This is a genomic window from Mucilaginibacter puniceus, assembly GCF_054783175.1.
The window spans coordinates 772,946-794,100 of sequence record NZ_BAAGRB010000001.1 but is presented as its reverse complement, the minus strand read 5'-3'; the positions used below and the strand labels follow the sequence as shown (position 1 = coordinate 794,100).

Here is a 21,155-nt window from a genome sequence, read left to right as displayed (position 1 = left end):
TATTTTGACATGCCCCGGTCAAAATCACGCATAAAAACCCCAAAGGATTTATAATATCTAAAAGAACCGCTAATCAACCTTTTTCTCCTCCTGATTTACATTGTTTTTTACCAATAACAATAACACTGTAATTGAAACTAATAAACCTGTTTTTACCCACATAAAGCCCGAATAATCAAGCGGGGTTGATATATACCTTATCACTAAGAAATATACGCCCATACATATAGCCTGGATCAGCAATAATAAACCCGATTTTCTGAAGAAAAAATAATATGGATTTAAAAAATGATAAACTCCCTGAAAGAAAAACCCTATTGAAAGAATATATATGTATATATACGCCTTATCCATTATAAATTCAGGATTTATTAAATTCAGATACTTCAGAACAAAATAAACTGCTGCAGGTACAGTTAGTTGCACTATAAATAATATACCACAAATTGCGAGTACATTTTTTTTGGTTGATTTTGATAATTGACCATCTGTAGATAGCTCTTTATACATTATAGGGTTAATTGATTTTTTAAATGCCTCAACCAAAATAGTTGGTGTATTACCCAGTGAATACAAGAAAGAATAATAACCTAAAAAACTGAGGCTATAACCCGAGGCTACCATTATAAATCTATCTACACCATTTACCAATGAGGTGGAAAGGCCATAAGCCGATAAAGAAATAAACTCTTTTAGGTCACCCTTTTCACTTTCTGTTGAGATAGCCAATAATTTTATCGTTTTAATAAAACTAGGGACATGTGACATCAGAAATATTGCGATTAACGTGCTGTAAGAAACCTTTTTAAATATCAGTATATTTATCAATAGTATAGTTGCAAAAACTATTAGCCTTACAAGTGAATGCCACATATATTTGAGATCAAGACCCTGAAACCTTAAAAACAAAGCGAAATAGGCATACAAATTCATTAGCACCAATGCTGGTATTTCTAATAACGCTGAGTATGTAAAGGGGCTAAAAAATATATAGTATACAACAAGGCTAAGTATTTGCAGTATCGATACCAGTTTAAAAAAGTATAGATACATTTTTTGTTCATCTGGCGGATATTTAAAAAACTTTCGGGCAAAAATAGCTAGTATAGGTGATGCGCTAAATGAGTTAGATATAAGAATAAAGGTATAGAGTAATGACCAGCTACCATAATCTTGTGTGGTCATGAATTTAGTTAACAGTGCCGAAATTATCATTGGCAGACCCTTATCAAAAACAGACCCTACTAAGTTATATACTACAGATTTGTTTAACATCTGAATTATGACCAGATACCTCTAATTAAACAAAATGCTTCGGCAAAATATGTACCTGTAGCAACACCCCATCTCTGAGCTTGTATTTTTAATGCTTCAGGAGAACGCGGATGCGGAAATTGGCGTTTTTCATACTCATATGATTCCATCCCTTTAATTTTTGCATCAATATCTTGTATATCTACTTCAATAAAAAAATTTGGAATAAAATGGCGAGGGTCGCTAGATGCCCGCCATTCTGTTCCTGAAGGTGTTTCAAATGTAATAATTGTTTTAACACCTTCATGTGCCATTGGCCTGCACCCGGTAATTACAGCTTCAAAAGTACGCTGATGGTCTATATTAACATCGCCACCATGATGGGTAAAAATAATTTGAGGGCTAAATTTCTCTTTTTCCTTCTCAATTACTTTTATAATATCCAACAGGTCTACAGAGTCAAACCGATTATCAGCAAAGTCGTAAATGCTTAATGATTGATAACCAATGGCTGCTTGCGCATTTTTTATATTACTCCTATGTGTTTCCAGTTCCTTCTGCCATGCATCAGTATTTCTTACTTCGCTTCTTGAAGTAATACCTTCGCCAAGTATTACTACATGCACTGTAGCATTATGTTTTTTTATTAATTTATGCATGGTTGCACCCAAACCAAGAAGCTCATCATCGGGATGCGCTACAACCAGCATAATTTTTTTTCCTTTAAAAAAATTAATCATATTGTTACTTTTTTACAGCAAAATTCCATGAAGCAAATGTATGATTTACTGTTGGTATAGTTGTTACTACAGTTTTATGCTCCATTACTAATATCTCATACTCTGAAAACAAATCTTCTAAATGTGACTGATTAGCAAAATGAACCCTGCCAAGACCTACAAACTGCCCGTTCATTAAGTTTGTTTTAGTAAATTCATCTTCGGCAACTTCTCCTTCTTGATAATCTGAATGTGCTATTGAGAACCAGTCAATTCCAATAAACGTACCACCGGGTTTTAATTTATCTGTTAGTAACTCTATACTTTTTTTAATTGCAGCAGTACTATTATGGGTTAATGATGCTCTATCTACAATTAAATCAAAAGTTTCATCAAAAGGAATTGTAGCGGTAAAATCGGCTGTACTAATATTGTTTTGCAGTTCAGGATATTTTGCGTGCAGCTTACTAACAGCCGCAGCGCTACCTTCAACTGCAAAATACTCAACGCCCAACGCCTTAAAAAAAGATATGTTGGCGCCTGCTCCACATCCTATCTCCAAAACTTTAAAAGGCTGCTTATCAGGTTTGCTGAAACGGTATACAAAAGAGACCAAGTCACTCCAGGGCCATACACTTGCATGCTTGCCTTCTTTATAAGTATCGTCCCATTCGGTTGAAAAATTATTCATACAATTATTTTTCTTGATTTGACATAAGTACATTTTTACTTTCGGACCCACAGTTCATCAACAAATCAACCACCGAAAGATTTGGTGTAAAACCTGTATACAATTGCGGATACACGGGATGACTATATTCGTGATAATAAATGTCAATGCCATTAGCATCAAATGATTCTTTATCTAAATAATCTTTACCAAACGGGCCCGATATGTAGGTTGTACAATTTACTTTTTTGCAAAGGTTTAATACCAATTCGCTTTTTGCACCTTCAACCTGCATATCTGTTGAATATATAAGTGGTGTATTTATTTCAAGGGCATTAAGAAAATATTTATTCAAATGCTTTATAAGGTCATTTAATAAAACCCATTCATGATTTAAAAAAGCATCTTCTAAAAATGGAAAGTAATCATTAAAATAAGGGGCTTTCCTGTAAAATTGCCTAACTGATTCGATGATCTTTTTTTGCCATTTTGAGATATGCGATATCTCTACTTTATTAATGGCCAAATCCCCAAATTTACCAGAAGTAAGTAACGGCACAGTAAGCCACAAAGGCTCACCCTGGGTTTTAATTCTGTTACGGTTTACGTAGCTGTTCTTTTCAAATTGAACATCATCCAAAACAATATGCTGATCAGAAATAGCTATTCTGTGAAAATACCCTAGCCATGGAAAAAATGCAGGTTGATTAATTGAAACTTTCATGCTGTTATGTACTACCTGATTAAAGATTTTCTTGAATATTTTGTATAATATAATTTACTTGAGAATTGCTAAGCGAAGGGTATAAGGGTAATGATAATGAGGTCCTTGTAAATACTAACGCATTAGGGAAATCGCTTCCATTGCCCAAAAGCTCCCAATCTTCTAACGGTATAATGGTTTTAATATCCTTTTTTAATAATGCTTCTTGTATGGCTATAGGCTTTTGAGTTTTAAGAATTGCACGATATCTAACCGGTTTAGATGCGCCATTCTCAGTATCAAGAATTTCTAGCCCTGCATTTTTATACATATCAAAAATTTCCTGGCGTCTTTTTATAAAGTCGGGTAATTTTTTTAATTGAACACGGCCTATCGCAGCTTGCAAATCGGTAAGTTGAAAGTTAAACCTGATCTTTGAATCTGTTCTTTGATCAAACTCACGGATATCTTTCATTTCGTCAATCAAAGCCTTATTGTTTGATACGACCATGCCTCCTTGCCCCCCAGATGTCATTAATTTTGACGCGTAAAAAGAATATACCCCAATATGGCCATGCAAACCTACCTGTTTATTATTTAATGTAGCGCCAAGCGCCTGGCAGCAATCTTCAATTATTATTTTATTATTGATCTTACCAATATCAACAGGTATACCATAAGTATGCGGAACGATTGCTATATCAGCTTTAGAGGCATTTAGCTTATCAATTGATAAATTGGCTGAGTCGGTATCATTATCTATTAACTCTTCAACGGCTTTATTTAACCCAATCGCATTCCTTAAAGCAGCACACACATAAGCCGGAAATGCAACAGTTTTACCTGTTGCACCCAAAGCTGCAAGTGCAACATACAATGCTGATGTACCGTTTGCTACTGCTATGCTATGACCATGAGGCAAACCTATGAAATCGCAAAATTCGTTTTCAAACGCTGCAACTTCACTGCCTTGCGCCAACCAACCAGATTGGATAACGCGGGTAGCCGCAATTTCCTCTGAAGTATCTAAGGTTGGTTTATTATGCTGGATCATAAACGTATTACCCCTTTGAATAATAATTCTCTTTCACAACCATTGGGTTACCAATAATTAGTGAGAATGGCGGTATTTTAACTCCGTCGACTATAGTTCCGGCGGCAACTACACTGTGATGTCCAATTTGTGCACCACCCTTAACTACACTATGCGAGCCTATAAAAACATTATTTTCTATAATGATATCTTTCCTGTCTACATCGTCTACCAAACCAATGCATTTTTTATGTGAATCGGCACAATTAATTGTTACAAACGATGCAATATCGCAGTTATCGCCTATAGATACTCTGGCGCCTTTAGCATTGATTTCTGACATCCCCCCCACATATACATTCTCTCCTATTTCGGGCTCGCCTAAAACCCAAACTAGTGGATGGAACTGATTGGGTTTGAAATTAATGGCTTCAGAAAGTTGATCTTTAAAATCTTCTTTATCCATTTGCCATTTCCTCCCACTTAATTAAACTTCCCTTTTTAATTGCCTTCTGATATTTTTTGCCAACAATTTCATCAAAAAACATAGGTGCAATTCCATTTCCGGGGCGTCTTAACCCAATGTTTGATTCATTTAAGCTATCACCTGCCTCAATATCTTTGATAGCAACAACACTTCGCCTGGCTAAAACGCGCATTTTCTTTTCTTCCGGTGTAGGCCTTACTAATGGATTGCCCAGCATCGTATAAGAATTGCGTATGGCATCAGTCCACACTTTTAAAGAAGCTGGATCTTCAGAGAACCAATGATCCGGTCCTTCCAGATCTTTATCTAAAGTAAAATGTTTTTCAAATACAGTTGCTCCTAAAGCTACCGCCAATGAGGCTGCCAAAGGCCCTTGCGTATGATCAGAAAAACCCAAAATCAAATTTGGAAATGAGTTTCTTAAAGTTTTTAATTTTAAAATATTAACATGGTTTGACGGGGTTGGGTACTCTGATGTACATAACAATAGCATTATTGGATATCCATCCAGTGCGCCAGTTACATCCAATGCCTGGTAAACTTCAGAAATATCGGCCATGCCACAAGATAGTATAACAGGTAAACCTGTTTTTACATACTCTTTTAGTAATGGAATATTGGTAAAATCATCAGATCCTACTTTGATGGCTGGGATACCTATTTGAAGTAATAGGTCAAGGTCTGATTTATTTTGCGGGGTTGACATAAATATGATGCCTTTTTCGTCACACCTCTTTTTTATAGCTATCCACTCATCATCGCTAAATTCATAACGCTTAAACATTTCAAGCATTGATTCTGTAACCTCTTTTCCCTGAGATTTGTAGGTAAACATCTGGTTAGGGTTGCCAACAAATTCATGTGCTTTAAACGTTTGAAACTTTACACAATCAACACCGGTATCTTTAGCTACCTTGATCATTTCATAGGCTTTTTCAAGGCTGCCATTATGATTTATGCCTACCTCGGCAATAATAAACGGGACACCATCTTTTTTAATCTCTTTATTACTGATTTTTATCATAACTTAATGACTTAAATATATTTTTAATTGAATTTGCTGCATCGCCTATATTGCTGAAGCTAAATTCACCTGTTTGTTCTTTTATTGTTTTTAATTGGTTAAGTAATATTTCATGATCCAGGTTCCTAAAATCGCCAATTGTTTTCACTGAATTAAATTTTACCAGGCCATTATGAATATCATTTTGATTTTCATCGGTTATACCGGTAAGTAAAACCTGCTTTGCTGAAAGACATTCAATAGCGATTGAACTAGCGGGCACTATTGCCAATTCGGTATTGTGCATTACCTCAACCATTTCACTAGCACTAAGGTTAGATAAACACCGGACATTTTTATGGCTAGCACAAAACTGCAAAAGCTCTGCAATATAATTATAGGAGTTGCCAACAATTACATTAATATTTTTAAACATTCCAGACTGTGTGATGATCTCTAAAACTTTATATGTTAAATTCTGAGGATCTGCCCCTCCAAAACAAATTAGTACTCTATCAATATTCTCTATTTTTCTGCTGTTATTTGCTTGCTCACGAAACTCGCTCCTTAACATAGCATAATCTAACCCTAAATAAAAACGAGTGTAAGTTTCGGCATCATACTGATTGCTTTTTACACCCGGTGCATGATTAATAATAGCATCTGCATAAAAATGTTCTTGGTGCAAATCATCAATGCATACTAATTTACACCCTTTTTGCTTTATTATATTTTGATAGCTTGAACCTAATCCATAGTGGTCCAACACTACAATTTCATTACCTTTTAGCCTCGATAGAAATGCTTCTTCCTCATCAATTACCAATAGCTTAAAATTCAATTCCTTTATAACATCTGCGCTTTTACCAGGTATTTGCTTACAAACAAAAGTGATATCATAATCAAATTTAAGCATTTCTGCTAAAGCCATGCAGCGTACTAAGTGCCCCAGGCCAATTTGATCGCTGCCATCTGCTCTGATAAAAATTCCCTGTTGCTTCAAAATTAATTCAATCGTTTAAATCGAGAATGGCATACCGGTCCTTCTAATAAACTATCAGCATTATGATCACCATTTTCGCATTTGGAAATTGTTGCAAAAACTTCATTTAATGCATTAAAATACATTTCAAATTTATCGTCGGTATGTTCTGTACAAGCATAAAAATCGGTACTTGCTAAAAACCCTCTTTTTAGCATTTCCTGCGTAACATAGGTTTTATAGATCAGGGCATTATCGCTATTAAAACTATAAGTACTTAATGCAGGTATGCCAGATATTTCAATTGCTACTTTACATTCATCGGCCAGTTTTTGCCAACCTAATTGCATTTTTTTACCAACAGCGGTAATTATGTCCCAGCTTTTAACACACTCCATAACTTTTAGTGTGGCTAACGCAGCGGTTGGGCCTATACGTTCTGTCCAAAATGTACTGCTTATAAATGTATTTTGTGCCGCTTCCATTACCGACCTTTTGCCTACAACAGCTGTTAAAGCATATCCATTGCCTATGGTTTTACCATACATGGCCATATCTGGTTCAACACCATATTTTTTATAAATCCCTCCAAATGTTTCTCTGAAACCCGAAGTACATTCATCAAAAATTAATACTATGTTTTTAGCTGTTGCCAGGTCTCTAACTTTTTGTAAAAAGTTGTCTTCCGGACCAAAATTTCGTACCACTTCCATTTTTATTACACCAATATCATTGTTGTTTACAATTGATAGTAGCTCTTCGTAATTATTATAGTGAAACGGGTAAACGGTATCTTTTAAATTTTTTGGTACACCATTAGGGCTCAGTCCCGGAAGTAAATGGCCCGACAAATCATCACCGCCACCATTATGATTTGCTGATAAATACCAATCATGCCAGCCATGATAGCCACATATGGCCACTTTATCTCTACCAGAAGCCGCACGTGCAATACGTATAGCTATTGAATTTGCCTCGCCTCCGCTGCGGGCAAATCTAACCATATCGGCCCAAGGGTTTATTTCTATTAATTTCTCGGCCAAATAAACTTCTTCAGGACAGTTTAGGGTGCTCATATTACCGTTTTTTACGGTTTCCATTACAGCGGCATCCACTTCATCGTTACCGTAACCCAATGTATTTGTACCTATGCCCATTATACACATATCAATCAATTCTTTGCCGTCCAGATCCCACACTTTGCATCCTTTAGCTTTTGAAAAATATGCCGGCCATAAATCAGGTAAATATAATTCTGGTCTTTTTGATAGCAGCATTGTGCCACCCGGTATTAATGTTTTAGCTTTTTTATATAGATCTTGTCCTGTGCCCATATTAATCATTTTTAAGTGAAATTAACATTCCTTCGTTTCTGATTATATCTGAATTAATTTTATATAATTCATTTTTTATAATATGATTGGTATACGTTATCCAGTTTTGCCCGGTACCCAAATCATTAATAACACGTTGTATCAATTCAAAGTCGCGGGGCTCATCAACCGTCATCCTGATGGAAGAAAAGTTTGCAAAACAAGGGAAATTTACCGCGCTGAATAACTTACCGCCTTTAAAATTAGTATTATCTACTATATATGGTGTAACGTGTTCTCTTTCTGATTTTAGTTTTGCTTCTTTCCATGCTTTTTTCAATGCAGAAAATTTAAACACTTCTACATCCTGCCCATCCGGAAACTCTTCAATCAAAACATTTGCACAATAATCTACATCATTAACCTGCGCCAGTGCTATTACTGCATCAATCAATTGCGGGTCAATTAGCGGGCAATCTGACGTAACGCGTACTACCCACTCAGGAGCAATATTTTTAGATGCCTGGTAAAACCTGTCTAAAACATCATTTATTGACCCTCTGGAGGTTTCTACATTGCATTTTTTGCCTATAATTGATATAACATCATCTTCGGGCGCTACTGTTGTTGCTACTATTATTTTATCTACCAGTTTACACCGTTTTAAACGCTCAACATGTATTTTCAGCAATTCATCGCCGCCTATTTTTAAAAGCACTTTGCCGGGTAAACGCGTACTGCCTGTACGTGCCTGGGTTAATAATAATGTTTTTATTAGTTCCATAATGATGGATTTAGTAAATCAACATCTTCAACTACAATATCATCAATAGAAGCAATTACTTGATTATTTAAATTATTATCTGCGTATGATACGTTTTGAGATAACTGATATAAATTATCTACTCCAATTAATACATTATCAATATTATGTTGTTGCAAACAATAGTTTAGTGCTAGCTTTTGCAAAGGTATTTTATAATTATCACTAAGCTGGTGTATATAGGTTAATTCTTTATGTAAAGCTTTAACAATTTTATTATCGCTGTGTAACTTTAAAAAGAATAATCCTTGTAAAAAAGCCGACCGGGTATGGATAATTTTTCCCTTTTCTTTTGCCTTTTTTATAAGGTTTCCCCTGGTATTTACGTTATCAAATAAGTTAAACGGAAGTTGGATGATATCTATCCTGTCATCATCAATAACAACTTCCATTTGTGCATTGGTATATATAGAAACCCCTAAGTATTTTATCTTACCCTTATTTTTATATTCACTTAATAATGGTAATGAATCAATATTTTCTAAATAAGAATTATAAGAGTGAAACAGCAAGCCATGTATTTGGGTAATGTTTAATTGTTGCAGGTAAAGTTCTATTTTTTTATCAATAGCTTCACCCACTTCGTCAGGCAGCTTAGTAATTACATCAAATATTTGATGAGGATATTTTTTATGAAAATTGCCTATGATATCATGCGCATTACCATAAACTTCGGCAGTATCTAAAGTAGTTATGCCTGCCTGGTAAGCTGCATTAAGTATACTGTTTACCGAATCTTGATCTGGCTTACCTGAAGTATTATTTATGCCATAATCAAGCCCAAATTGCACTGTGCCTAATATTAATTTATTTGTAGCTTGCACTTATATCCTTTTTTAAGAGAGAAGTACTGTATTTATCGTAATAATCTTCTGATGCATCTAAAAGCTTTTGAGAGTGGCTCCAGGTTGATTTATCTAAAAGATAATATAATTTTGAAGCGGTGAAAAACTCATCATAGTTTTGCTTAAATGAAAATGCACTAAACTCGCTTATATGCTCATAAACATTTTTAAGCGATGACTCTGAAAAGAAATCTACAATGATAAGTATTCCGCCATTTTTTAAAACTCTATCTATCTCAGCAGCTACCTTAAAAAAAATAGCTCTGTCAATAACATAAAAAACAAACCCTACTACTACAATATCCATTGATTCATTTTCAAAACAGCTCAAATCTTCAGCTGTTCCATGTATAAAATTTACATCCAGATATTTTGATTTACCATATTCAATAGCTTTTTCTGATGGTTCAATGCCAAAAACTTCACAATCGTTATGCAAATTTTTTATGGCATCCAGCCTATACCCTGCAGAGCACCCAATCTCTAAAACTTTACCGGGATTAAGCCTATAGTCATTTATTAAACTTATTACCCTGTCTTTGTCTTTTGAATAGCTTAATAAAACATCTTTATTTCTATCAAACCAGGCGTTTGCTTCATATTGAAGGAATGCAGTACTTTGTTTTTTATTTTCCATAAAAATGTAGTATACTTTTAATTACAAAATCTTGTTCTTCATTTGTAAGTGTAGGATACATTGGCAGACTTATGCAATGCTTGTAGTAGTTTTCAGCTACATGCATATCGCCTTCTTTACTTCCTAACTGTCTATAATAAGGCATCAAATGGCAGGGTATATAATGTATTTGCGCATAAATATTGTTTTCGCGCAAATGATTATACAATTTCATCCTATTCTCAACTTCTAAAACATATAAATGGTATGCATGGCCCTCAACTACTCCTGATTGACCTTTTAAAAATGATTGGCCTTTAAATGCGTTATAATATTTTTTGGCCAGTTCAACCCTTCTTTTCAACCCTTCGTCGGCCCTGTTTAACTGGCTTAATCCTAATGCTGCCTGGAAATCTGTTAACCTGTAATTATAACCCAGCATTTGCATTTCCATATACCACGCAGGATAAATGGTGCTTTCGCCGGCTGATGCAAAATCAGCCGAATTTTGGTAGGCCGGCTCATCCTTAGTAATACCGTGAGTTCTTAAAAACAACAGCTTTTTATACAAGTTTTCATCGTTAGTAGTAATCATTCCACCCTCGCCACATGCGATATGTTTAACCGGATGAAAGGAGAATACGGATAAATTTGCAAATTTTCCGTTACCACATAGTTGTTTAGCACCCTTACTATCTTCAAAATAAGCTCCAGGTGCGTGGCAGGCATCTTCAATTACCCACAAACCATATTCATCAGCCAATTGCTTAAGTTCCTCCAGATTAACCGCTCTTCCGGCAAAGTCAACAGGAATTAATCCCTTATAGGTTCCTTTTGATGCTGCTTCTAATAATTTACGTACACCTTTAATATCTAATAAATATGTATTGGCATCTATATCTGAAAAAACCACCTCACCACCACAATATTTAACACAGTTTGCTGATGCGGCAAAGGTTATTGGTGTTGTAATAACCTTATCACCTTCTTTCATATCCAACGCTAGTACAGATAGATGCAGTGCTGCAGTACCATTAGAAACGGCAACAGCATATTTACACCCTACGTAGGATGCAAATGCCTGTTCAAATTGCGCTAATTTTGGCCCTTGTGTAAGGAAATCTGATTGCAGTGTATCTATTACCGCTTGAATATCATCAGGTGTAATGTGTTGCTTACCATAGGGGATTACTTTATTTTTCACTATCGCTAAAGTTATCGCTTATATATTCTTGTATTGATTCGCTAAGTGATTCAACTGTCTCCCATTCACTATTATTTCCAGAGTTATATGAAAAACCTTCGGGAACTAAGCTGGCAGCAAATTTTTTCTTAAAATCCTCCAGATCCCATTTATGTGTAGCAGGTAAAATGGTATAATATTTACCCAGATCATAGGTATAAAATGAATCTGAAGGGGTAATCATCTCTTCATGAACCTTTTCTCCGGGCCTGATGCCTACCACTTTGTGTTTGCAATCAGGGCCAATAGATGTTGCTATATCAAGTATTTTATATGATGGTATTTTTGGAATGAAAATTTCGCCGCCCCACGCATATTCTAAAGCATGCATTACCATATCAACGCCCCCATCAATAGAGATGTTAAACCTAGTCATGTTAGGATCAGTTATTGGTAAAACACCTGTTTGTTTCTTTTTCAGAAAAAACGGAATAACAGAACCATTTGAACCCATAACATTACCATAACGCACTACTGAAAATGTGATAGGATTATCGCCTTTTATATTATTAGCAGCTACAAACAATTTATCAGATACCAGTTTAGTAGCACCATACAAATTAATTGGCGCACATGCTTTGTCTGTTGATAACGCTACAACACGTTTCACGTTTGTTTGAAAACAGGCATCAATTACATTTTGGGCGCCATTAACGTTTGTTTTAATACATTCATCAGGGTTATATTCAGCTATTGGCACGTGTTTCATTGCTGCTGCATGTATCACATAATCCACACCTTTAAATGCCCTTATAAGTCTCTCTTTATCTCTTACATCACCAATAAAAAATCTTATTTGGGGGTATTTGCTTTCCGGATATTCCTGGGCCATCTCAAATTGCTTTTGCTCATCCCTTGAAAAGATCACAACTCTTTTTACGTCGGGCCAGGTTTTAAAAATTCTTTTAGTAAGTGCCTTCCCTAGTGAGCCGGTACCACCTGTAATTAATATTGATTTATTGTTTAACATGTTTTATAATCTTGAGTCTATAATTGTTCTGTCAAGAAATGATTTGGTATCAAAAATTATTGCACTATCGCCATTTTTTAATTTGCTATAGTCCATTTTCAAAAACTCTAAATGGCTTACAGCAAGAATAATAGCATCATATTTTTGGGTAATGGTAGTAGTTAATAATATATCATATTCCTTTTTTACTTCGTCATGATTGGCATAAGGGTCATATACATCTATCTGCAATCCAAATTGCCGCAATTCAGTATAAATATCTATAACTCTTGAGTTGCGTATGTCCGGGCAGTTTTCTTTAAATGTTATCCCCAAAATTAAGGCTTTTGAACCCTGTATTTTTTGCCCTTTATGAATCATTAATTTAATAACCTTATTAGCTACAAACATGCCCATATTATCATTTACCCGTCGGCCAGATAAAATAACCTGGGGATGATAGCCTAAAGACTCCGCCTTATGAGCCAGATAATAAGGATCAACACCAATGCAGTGTCCTCCCACTAAACCCGGTTTATACTTTAAAAAGTTCCACTTTGTTCCGGCTGCTTCTATAACATCAGTGGTATCAATCCCTATGCGGTCAAAAATTAAAGCCAATTCATTTACAAAAGATATGTTTACATCACGCTGGGCGTTTTCAATAGCTTTTGAAGCTTCTGCGACTTTTAAACTGGCAGCTTTATGCGTACCTGCCGTTATAATGCTTGCGTAGAGGCTGTCTACCACATCAGCAATATGAGGTGTTGAACCTGAGGTTACTTTTTTGATCTTGGTTAAGGTATTAACCTTATCGCCCGGATTAATACGTTCAGGCGAATACCCGCAATAAAAATCTTCATTGAATTTAAATCCTGAAAACTTTTCAAGAACGGGTACACAATCCTCTTCTGTGCAACCAGGATATACGGTTGATTCATATATTACTATATCACCCTTTTTAAGCACTTTACCTAACATTTGAGAAGCACTAATAAGCGGTCGCAAATCAGGTGCTTTAAATTGATCAATAGGTGTTGGTACTGTTACAATATAAATATTGTAGTTTTTAAGGTCATCGGTTTTAGATGATAATTTTAATCCAAAATCTGAAGATTGAGATGATGTAGCAGTTTTTAATTCGGCAAGATTAGCTTCTTTAGTTACATCATTGCCTTTAATTAGCTCCTCAATTCTTTCACTATTAATATCAAACCCTAATACATTGTATTTTTTTGCAAATTCTAAAGCTAATGGCAAGCCAACATAACCTAAGCCAATTATCGCTATTCTATGATTCATCTGAAATTATTCGTTTGTAAAAATATATACCAGTTAATGATAGCACTATTAAAAATCCGGCCATTAACCCTCCTTTAGCTATACCAGATACTTTTCCCATCATCTTTTTTTCTAATGGCAATATTGGCCTATCTATCACTTGTATTAAAGGTGTTTCTTGTAATAAAGACATTTTAGCGATTTCCAAATTTGCAGCTAACTGAGTTAAAATTGCGGTATTCTTCTGTACATCTATTTGGCGGCGTTGTGATGGCACACGTAATGAAACCAATAACGGATTTGGATTTGGTGTATTATCAATTGATGAAGCCACCCCTGAAATACTCCCATATAGTGCGCTGCTTACAGAATCAGTTTGATGCTGCAGTATAGCTACATTTTTGGCGGCTTTTTCTGTACGGGTTTGTATATAAAAATCAGAAACTACTTTTTCCAGTACTTCGGCAAAATACTTTGCAAATAGTTCATTTTTTGAATTGACATTTATTGAGATAATGCTTAATTTTTTATCAATTTTACCTATTTTAACATTACTGCTTATTAAAGACTCATGAAATCTTCCTAAGATACTATCCTGTTTTCGTGTGAACTTTGAACGGTCGGCCCCGGCGACGAAATGCATATTCTCTAAATCGCTTTTACCCCTCCATTCTTTTCTAACATTATTAAAATCAATATAATATTCAGCCAGGGTTTGCGTCTTTCCGTTGATAGTTACATTGGTTAACAACGCTCTTTCTACCATTGACCGCGATTTCATCAACTCTATTAAATTATCACCAGAAAATTCACCGCTTGCACCGCCGGTACCAAGGTCAATTCCAAATTGGTTAGCCAAACCCAAAGCGCCGCTCATTCCACCGCTTGCTTTTTCATCTTGCAAAACAAAAGTCAATACTGCATTATAAGTGGTAGTTTTAAGCAACGCATAGGTTAATCCAATAATTCCGCCTGCTAAACCTACAGCTACAATTAACATCCATTTTTTAAAAATAAAACGCCACCAATACTTTACTCCCAAAATAAATTCTTTTAAAGAAACCTCTTTAGAATCGGTATCCATATTTTGGTTATTATGATGAGTCATATAATATTGCTTATTTGTGTAAACTTAATATGCCCAATATAATGGCCCCCATAGATACAAAGCTTGTTGTAAGTGCTAATATTGCGGGTAAATTATCCTTTTTGGCTGGTTTTCTAGGTACAAAAATCTCGCCTCCAGGTTTAACACGGGGGTGAATATTGAATAGAAGAAATTTCTTAGTTCCTTTAACTGTACCATTAGCATACACTATATAGGCGCCGCTCTTTAAACTAATCGGCGAGTAGCCACCTGCATTTAAAATATACCCTCTAAAGCTTTTACCATTTTTATAAACAACGGCGCTAGGGAAAAGTACTTCGCCATTTACACGTACTGTTTGTTGCTGTTTAGGCACCCTTAAAACATCTCCGTTTTCTAAAATAAGGTCATCCTCCGAACCGGGTTTTTGCAAAATTTTTCTTAAATTAATACCTACAAAATTATTACGATGTTGAGATGTATCTGTATTGGTTGAGTCTTTATAAGTTTGTTTTAACCTGGTTAAAAGGTCAAATCTTTCTTTGTTTAATTCGGCTGTATCAATTTTTGATTTACTTACACCTAAAACAGCCGCGTTATCTCGTTTTAAATTACTACCATCCACATCTGCAGATCCTGTTAACCCGCCCGCACGCGCAATTATATCTGAAATTTTTTCGTTTTTCTTTAATATGGTATACTCTCCCGGGTAAATTACCTCCCCTTCAACTTTAACTGTTTTTTGAGTTTCATATCCCGGTAAACTATAAACTGATACAATATCAAAAGGCTTTAATACAAGCGCATCATCAGCATTTACGGTAAAAACATCTGCCACTTTACTATCACGCTGCCGTGGGTTGGCATTAAATATGCGCCTGGAAACTTCAATACGTTTTACACTTGCACCTTCTGATAAACCACCGGCTCTAATTATCAAATCAGCAACCGTCATACTGTCGTTATATGGGAAATCCGCGGGTTTTCTAACTTCGCCTTTAATGGTTACTTTATACTCGTCACGCAAATCAAAAATAGATGAAATGGTTACCTGATCCTCACGTTGTAAAACTATATCTGAACCGGGTTTGTTTAATACATCATTTACATTAAATGCTATACTCGCCGTTGTATTGTCAGGGTTAAGTCTAACTATGCTTCCCCGACCAGTAAACGCATCTTCCTTTAAACCTCCTGCATTTTTTATTAATTGAGATAATGTTAGCGTTTTTTGTAGTTCAAATTCTCCTGGGTGAAATACTGCACCCTTAATAACTACACGGTTTTCATATCTATTTAATATTTTTTCAACAACATATTTATCACCGCGTAATGGCGTATAGCTTTTATATTCATCTTCTACAACATCAATTAAACGGTGTTGTTGATTACTTACCTGATCAACCTTAATACGTGCAGTATAAGCTTGGTCTGTAAATCCTCCGGCAAAATTTATTATATCCTGTAATGTCTCTCCGGATACAGGTTCAAATAATGCAGGTATTTTTACCTCACCCTTTAATTCAACCCTTATGTTATAAGTTGGTACACGTATAATATCCTGATCATGTAATACAATATTACCTTTTTGACTATTCTTTACTAAAAAATCATATATATCCATTCGCTGATATACATGGTTATTTCTTATAACTTCAATATTACGAAATGAGCCTATATCGCTTGGCCCTCCTGCTTGAAATAATGCATTCATTACAGTAGACAAAGATGAGATAGTGTATGTACCTGGTTTAACAACCTGCCCTGTTATATTAATTCTAATACTGCGAATGTCTCCTAATTGAATATTCACTGATGAGCCCCTACCTATTGGATAATATACGGCTAACTTACTTTTAATGTCTAAACTTGCTTGTTCTATGGTTTTACCTGCAACTTTTAATACGCCAACTGAGGGAATAAGAATATTTCCTTCCGGAGAAACTAATAGATTCCAGTTATTTACTGAAGTTCCATACAAATTAATAATAATTTTATCACCTGGACCTAGCATGTAATTAACAGGGGTGGGTATATTTAAACTTGGTTCAAACGTATTCGCTTTGCTATTTCTAAAAAAGTCTGCTCCAAAAATTTTAGGGGTTAAATTTTCAAATAAATCATCATTTTTTGGTTCATTTACAGGCCTTGTATCCTTATTATTATATTGCCTTCCTGCTTGTCTGGTAGTATCAGTAGTAATGCCCGATGTTGCATTACCGTCTTTTTGCCTGATCTCAAATATTCGAGACTGTAATTTTTGTGCTTGCACATTTGACATACCTCTACTTTGTGCCTGCTGAATTACTTGGGCATCAGTCATACCTTGAGATTGTGCCTGTTGTAAAACATGAATAATTTGAGCATCTGAATACTCATCAATATTAGTATTTGGCGAAAAAGTTTGAGCTGCTGCTGTAATGCATGTTAAAAAACAGACAAAAATAATTAAAATGGATAAATATGATTTTATATAAGTCATTATTTTATTATTGTCAGCGACATTTATATTTTAAATTAAATTTTTCGCAATTATAAGCAAATATAACTACTTGTTTGTATGAAAATAGTATTTCGGAACCAGGTAATTCCACTCTGTTGGTTTAAATTAAATGTAAACCAGTTGCGTCAACAGCTTGTATTAATTATTGTTTGTTAAAAAATCATTATAAGCCAATTTAATGCCTTCTTCTAACTCAACAGTATGTTTCCAACCTTTACTATGTAATTTACTTACATCCATTAATTTTCGTGGTGTACCATCAGGTTTAGAGACATCAAATTCAATTTCTCCATCATAGCCAATTATTCTCTTCACCAATAATGCTAATTCTTTTATTGATAAATCCTGACCTGTGCCAATGTTAATTAGTCCTGCCTCATCATAATTTTGCATTAAATAATAACAAGCCTCGGCCATATCATCAGCAAATAAAAATTCACGTTTAGGTGTACCGCTTCCCCAAATAGTTACAGCAGTAGCATTTTGCTCTTTAGCTTCATGAAACCTTCTTATTAATGCCGGTAATACATGTGAGTTTTGCGGATGATAATTGTCATTATAACCATACAAATTTGTAGGCATTACTGAAATATAATTACATCCATACTGTGCCCTGTAAGCATCGCACATCTTTATACCCGCAATTTTTGCTATAGCATAAGGTTCATTGGTTTCTTCAAGTAAACCTGTAAGCAAATATTCTTCTTTAAGTGGCTGCGGGGCCATTTTTGGATAAATACAACTTGACCCTAAAAACAATAATTTAGTTACACCATTTAAATAAGAATTATGAATAACATTATTTTGTATCTGCAAGTTTTCATATAAAAACTCTGCACGGTATGTATTATTTGCTACAATTCCGCCTACTTTAGCAGCTGCTAAAAAAACATATTCAGGCTTTTCTGTTTCAAAAAAATTAGCAACTGCCTGTTGGTTGCGCAGATCCAGCTCGGTAGATGTACGCACTACTATATTATTAAACCCTTCATTTATAAGTTTACGATGTATAGCAGAACCAACCATCCCCCTATGACCGGCAATGTAGATTTTTGAATCTCTATTCATTATTCAAACTGGTTCTTGATGGTATAACCTGAGTTTTTTAAAAGCCTTTCTTTTTCAAAAAGATTTAAATCAGCAGCTACCATTTCTCTCACTAATCCCTGCAAGTCATATTTAGGCTTCCAGCCCAACTTCTGATTGCATTTTGTTGGATCGCCAATTAACAAATCAACTTCAGTTGGCCTAAAATATTGTGGATCTACATTTATTACGTCTTTTCCTATTTCTATCTGATATTCGGGATTTTTACATGCTATAACTATTCCTTTCTCATTTACACCTTCGCCTTTAAATTCAATCTCAATTCCTGTCTCTGCAAATGCCATTCTTACAAATTCACGAACGCGTGTAGTTACGCCAGTGGCAATTACAAAATCTTCAGGTGTTTCTTGCTGTAATATCAGGTACATTGCTTCCACATAATCTTTCGCATGTCCCCAGTCGCGCTGTGCATCTAAATTACCCAAGTATAACTTATCTTGTAATCCCATTGCTATTTTAGCTACCCCCCTGGTGATTTTTCGGGTCACGAATGTTTCGCCACGTAACGGGCTTTCATGGTTAAATAATATGCCGTTGCAAGCGTACATATTATACGCTTCCCGATAGTTTACGGTTATCCAGTAGGCATACATTTTTGCCACAGCATATGGCGAGCGTGGATAAAACGGGGTAGTTTCACTTTGAGGTACAGCTTGTACTAAACCATAAAGTTCAGATGTGGATGCCTGGTATATTTTGGTTTTCTTAGTTAACCCCAGTATACGTACAGCTTCCAATATCCTTAATGTACCTATACCATCAGCGTTAGCTGTATACTCAGGAGTATCAAAACTCACCTTAACGTGAGACATAGCACCTAAATTATATATTTCATCTGGTTGTACCTGTTGTACAATACGTATTAGGTTAGTGCTGTCACTTAGATCGCCATAATGTAAAATTAAATTCTTGTTGGTGTCGTGCGGATCCTGATATAAATGGTCTATCCTATCGGTATTAAATAATGAACTACGACGCTTTATACCGTGTACTTCATATCCTTTTGACAGTAATAACTCTGCCAGATACGCTCCATCTTGTCCGGTGATACCTGTTATAAGCGCTATTTTTTTCATGTATTATATACGTAATCTGATTTGGAGTAAAATTAGATTATTTATTGAGGTTATAAAAATATTAAAATGCATTATCATCGCCCTTTACAACATTCCAAAAAGTTAGAAATATAATCTTCATATCTAATAAAAAAGACCAATTTTCAAGATAATATACATCTGCTTCAACACGTTGTAAAATGTGTTCAGTAGTTTTAGTTTCACCCCTCATGCCATTGGTTTGAGCCCATCCTGTTATGCCAGGCTTTAAAAAGTGCCTAACCATAAACTTATCAATCAGTCGTGAATACTCTTCAGTATGGCTAAGCATATGCGGCCGGGGGCCTACTACAGACATATTTCCAATTAATACATTAAAAAATTGTGGAAACTCGTCCAAACTGGTTCTTCTTATAAATGCGCCTATCTTGGTAATTCTTTTATCTCCTTTAACTGCTTGCTTTTTATCGGCATCGAGATTTACGCGCATGCTTCTAAATTTATAACATTTAAATGGAACATTGTTTTTGCCCGAACGTTTCTGAACAAAAAATATAGGGCCTTTTGATTCTAACTTTATTAGAATAGCCAAAATAGGAAAAAGCCAGCTAATGATAAATATGATCACAAACAATGAGAAAACAATATCAAACAGTCGTTTTATCATCCGGTTAAACATATTTTCCAGCGGTTCGGATCGTATAGATATTACAGGAATGTGGTCAAAATTTTGCACCACCATTGACCTTTTTTTAGAATTAATATAATACTCGGGTATGATTTTAAAACGTATTAAATGTTTGTCTGCATCTAACATTAATTGTTCTATTTTATCAGATTGAGATACCGGAAGCGCACAAAAAATTTCGTCTACATTATTTTCAAGCACGTAACTAATACAATCATCTATACTGCCTAAGTATAAACCTATATCAGCAACACGGGCAGCCTTATCATCAAAAAAACCTAAAACTTTATAGCCGCTGTGTTTATAATGTTCAAAATACTCAAAAATATCCTGTCCTACACGTCCCGAACCAACTATAATGATGGATCTGGAATCCATTAATAGGTTTCGGTTGCTCTTTCGTATAGCCAAAAATATCAGTTTCCATATACCAACTAATAATCCGAATAAAACAAGTGAATAAAATAGGTAAGCACGTGTAATTAGATAGGTTTGCGCACCAATTGCCGTAAGAATGATAAAACATATAAATGATACAAACAGCAGATAGGTTTTAAAAAACGACTGATAAGTACGAATAGAATCTCTGTTTAATACACGCTCGTATAAACCGGTAATATTGGTGGATAATAGCCACACTAAATTAAATACCAACATTACAGGCAGGTATTTACTTTCATCAGCCCAGTTGTACTTACGATCAACTAATACATAGGCTATAATCATGCTAATATTTAGCATGATATAATCAATTGAAAGATTGATGGCTTTTATAAAAGTAGCGTACCTATATA

The 21,155-nt window shown here is 35.0% G+C and carries 20 protein-coding genes; all 20 read right to left on the bottom strand.

All coding sequences use genetic code 11. The features are described from left to right. Nucleotides 1–69 precede the first annotated feature (69 nt). The 20 genes from ACYVJ6_RS03770 to ACYVJ6_RS03675 all read right to left on the bottom strand — a co-directional run bounded on the left by ACYVJ6_RS03770 (nt 70) and on the right by ACYVJ6_RS03675 (nt 21,102). A complete protein-coding gene (locus ACYVJ6_RS03770) occupies nt 70–729 on the bottom strand; it encodes a polysaccharide biosynthesis protein (protein ID WP_460692690.1) in 660 nt (219 codons plus the stop codon). Between the two features lie 551 nt (nt 730–1,280). Continuing rightward, nucleotides 1,281–1,994 carry a PIG-L deacetylase family protein gene (locus tag ACYVJ6_RS03765; RefSeq protein WP_460692689.1) on the bottom strand — a complete coding sequence of 238 codons (714 nt, stop codon included), beginning with the start codon at nt 1,992–1,994 and terminating at the stop codon, nt 1,281–1,283. Between the two features lie 4 nt (nt 1,995–1,998). After that, on the bottom strand, nt 1,999–2,664 hold the full coding sequence (locus tag ACYVJ6_RS03760; protein WP_460692688.1) for a class I SAM-dependent methyltransferase: 666 nt from the start codon (nt 2,662–2,664) through the stop codon (nt 1,999–2,001). A gap of 4 nt (nt 2,665–2,668) precedes the next feature. Beyond that, a complete protein-coding gene (locus ACYVJ6_RS03755; protein WP_460692687.1) occupies nt 2,669–3,367 on the bottom strand; it encodes a WbqC family protein in 699 nt (232 codons plus the stop codon). A gap of 19 nt (nt 3,368–3,386) precedes the next feature. Next, nucleotides 3,387–4,400 carry a DegT/DnrJ/EryC1/StrS family aminotransferase gene (locus ACYVJ6_RS03750; RefSeq protein WP_460692686.1) on the bottom strand — a complete coding sequence of 338 codons (1,014 nt, stop codon included), beginning with the start codon at nt 4,398–4,400 and terminating at the stop codon, nt 3,387–3,389. 7 nt (nt 4,401–4,407) lie between these two features. Next, nucleotides 4,408–4,845 (bottom strand): acyltransferase, encoded by a 438-nt coding sequence (locus ACYVJ6_RS03745; RefSeq protein WP_460692685.1) that lies wholly within the window; start codon nt 4,843–4,845, stop codon nt 4,408–4,410. After that, a complete protein-coding gene (locus tag ACYVJ6_RS03740; RefSeq protein ID WP_460692684.1) occupies nt 4,838–5,890 on the bottom strand; it encodes an N-acetylneuraminate synthase family protein in 1,053 nt (350 codons plus the stop codon). The genes ACYVJ6_RS03745 and ACYVJ6_RS03740 overlap by 8 nt, the downstream gene beginning before the upstream one ends. Next, nucleotides 5,874–6,872, bottom strand: a complete 999-nt coding sequence (gene pseG, locus ACYVJ6_RS03735) for a UDP-2,4-diacetamido-2,4,6-trideoxy-beta-L-altropyranose hydrolase (RefSeq protein WP_460692683.1) — start codon at nt 6,870–6,872, stop codon at nt 5,874–5,876. Before pseG ends, ACYVJ6_RS03740 begins: the two co-directional genes overlap by 17 nt. A gap of 2 nt (nt 6,873–6,874) precedes the next feature. Next, nucleotides 6,875–8,185 (bottom strand): aminotransferase class III-fold pyridoxal phosphate-dependent enzyme, encoded by a 1,311-nt coding sequence (locus ACYVJ6_RS03730; protein ID WP_460692682.1) that lies wholly within the window; start codon nt 8,183–8,185, stop codon nt 6,875–6,877. A 1-nt stretch (nt 8,186) separates the two neighbouring features. Then, complete coding sequence (locus ACYVJ6_RS03725; protein WP_460692681.1) at nt 8,187–8,948, bottom strand: cytidylyltransferase domain-containing protein; 762 nt, start codon at nt 8,946–8,948, stop codon at nt 8,187–8,189. Next, nucleotides 8,939–9,811, bottom strand: a complete 873-nt coding sequence (locus ACYVJ6_RS03720; RefSeq protein ID WP_460692680.1) for an aldo/keto reductase — start codon at nt 9,809–9,811, stop codon at nt 8,939–8,941. The genes ACYVJ6_RS03725 and ACYVJ6_RS03720 overlap by 10 nt, the downstream gene beginning before the upstream one ends. Next, nucleotides 9,795–10,469, bottom strand: a complete 675-nt coding sequence (locus ACYVJ6_RS03715) for a class I SAM-dependent methyltransferase (protein ID WP_460692679.1) — start codon at nt 10,467–10,469, stop codon at nt 9,795–9,797. Before ACYVJ6_RS03715 ends, ACYVJ6_RS03720 begins: the two co-directional genes overlap by 17 nt. After that, on the bottom strand, nt 10,459–11,652 hold the full coding sequence (gene pseC, locus ACYVJ6_RS03710; protein WP_460692678.1) for a UDP-4-amino-4,6-dideoxy-N-acetyl-beta-L-altrosamine transaminase: 1,194 nt from the start codon (nt 11,650–11,652) through the stop codon (nt 10,459–10,461). Before pseC ends, ACYVJ6_RS03715 begins: the two co-directional genes overlap by 11 nt. Next, nucleotides 11,642–12,661: a UDP-N-acetylglucosamine 4,6-dehydratase (inverting) gene (pseB, locus tag ACYVJ6_RS03705; RefSeq protein WP_460692677.1), complete on the bottom strand. Its 1,020-nt coding sequence runs from the start codon at nt 12,659–12,661 to the stop codon at nt 11,642–11,644. The genes pseC and pseB overlap by 11 nt, the downstream gene beginning before the upstream one ends. A 3-nt stretch (nt 12,662–12,664) precedes the next feature. After that, nucleotides 12,665–13,942, bottom strand: coding sequence for a nucleotide sugar dehydrogenase (locus ACYVJ6_RS03700; protein ID WP_460692676.1), 1,278 nt, complete (start codon nt 13,940–13,942; stop codon nt 12,665–12,667). Next, nucleotides 13,932–15,005, bottom strand: coding sequence for a Wzz/FepE/Etk N-terminal domain-containing protein (locus ACYVJ6_RS03695; RefSeq protein ID WP_460692675.1), 1,074 nt, complete (start codon nt 15,003–15,005; stop codon nt 13,932–13,934). The genes ACYVJ6_RS03700 and ACYVJ6_RS03695 overlap by 11 nt, the downstream gene beginning before the upstream one ends. A 34-nt stretch (nt 15,006–15,039) precedes the next feature. After that, nucleotides 15,040–17,490 (bottom strand): SLBB domain-containing protein, encoded by a 2,451-nt coding sequence (locus tag ACYVJ6_RS03690; RefSeq protein ID WP_460692674.1) that lies wholly within the window; start codon nt 17,488–17,490, stop codon nt 15,040–15,042. A gap of 159 nt (nt 17,491–17,649) precedes the next feature. After that, on the bottom strand, nt 17,650–18,579 hold the full coding sequence (fcl, locus tag ACYVJ6_RS03685) for a GDP-L-fucose synthase (RefSeq protein WP_460692673.1): 930 nt from the start codon (nt 18,577–18,579) through the stop codon (nt 17,650–17,652). Next, nucleotides 18,579–19,694 carry a GDP-mannose 4,6-dehydratase gene (gmd, locus tag ACYVJ6_RS03680; protein WP_460692672.1) on the bottom strand — a complete coding sequence of 372 codons (1,116 nt, stop codon included), beginning with the start codon at nt 19,692–19,694 and terminating at the stop codon, nt 18,579–18,581. Before gmd ends, fcl begins: the two co-directional genes overlap by 1 nt. Nucleotides 19,695–19,755: 61 nt before the next feature. After that, a complete protein-coding gene (locus ACYVJ6_RS03675; RefSeq protein ID WP_460692671.1) occupies nt 19,756–21,102 on the bottom strand; it encodes an undecaprenyl-phosphate glucose phosphotransferase in 1,347 nt (448 codons plus the stop codon). Nucleotides 21,103–21,155 lie beyond the last annotated feature (53 nt).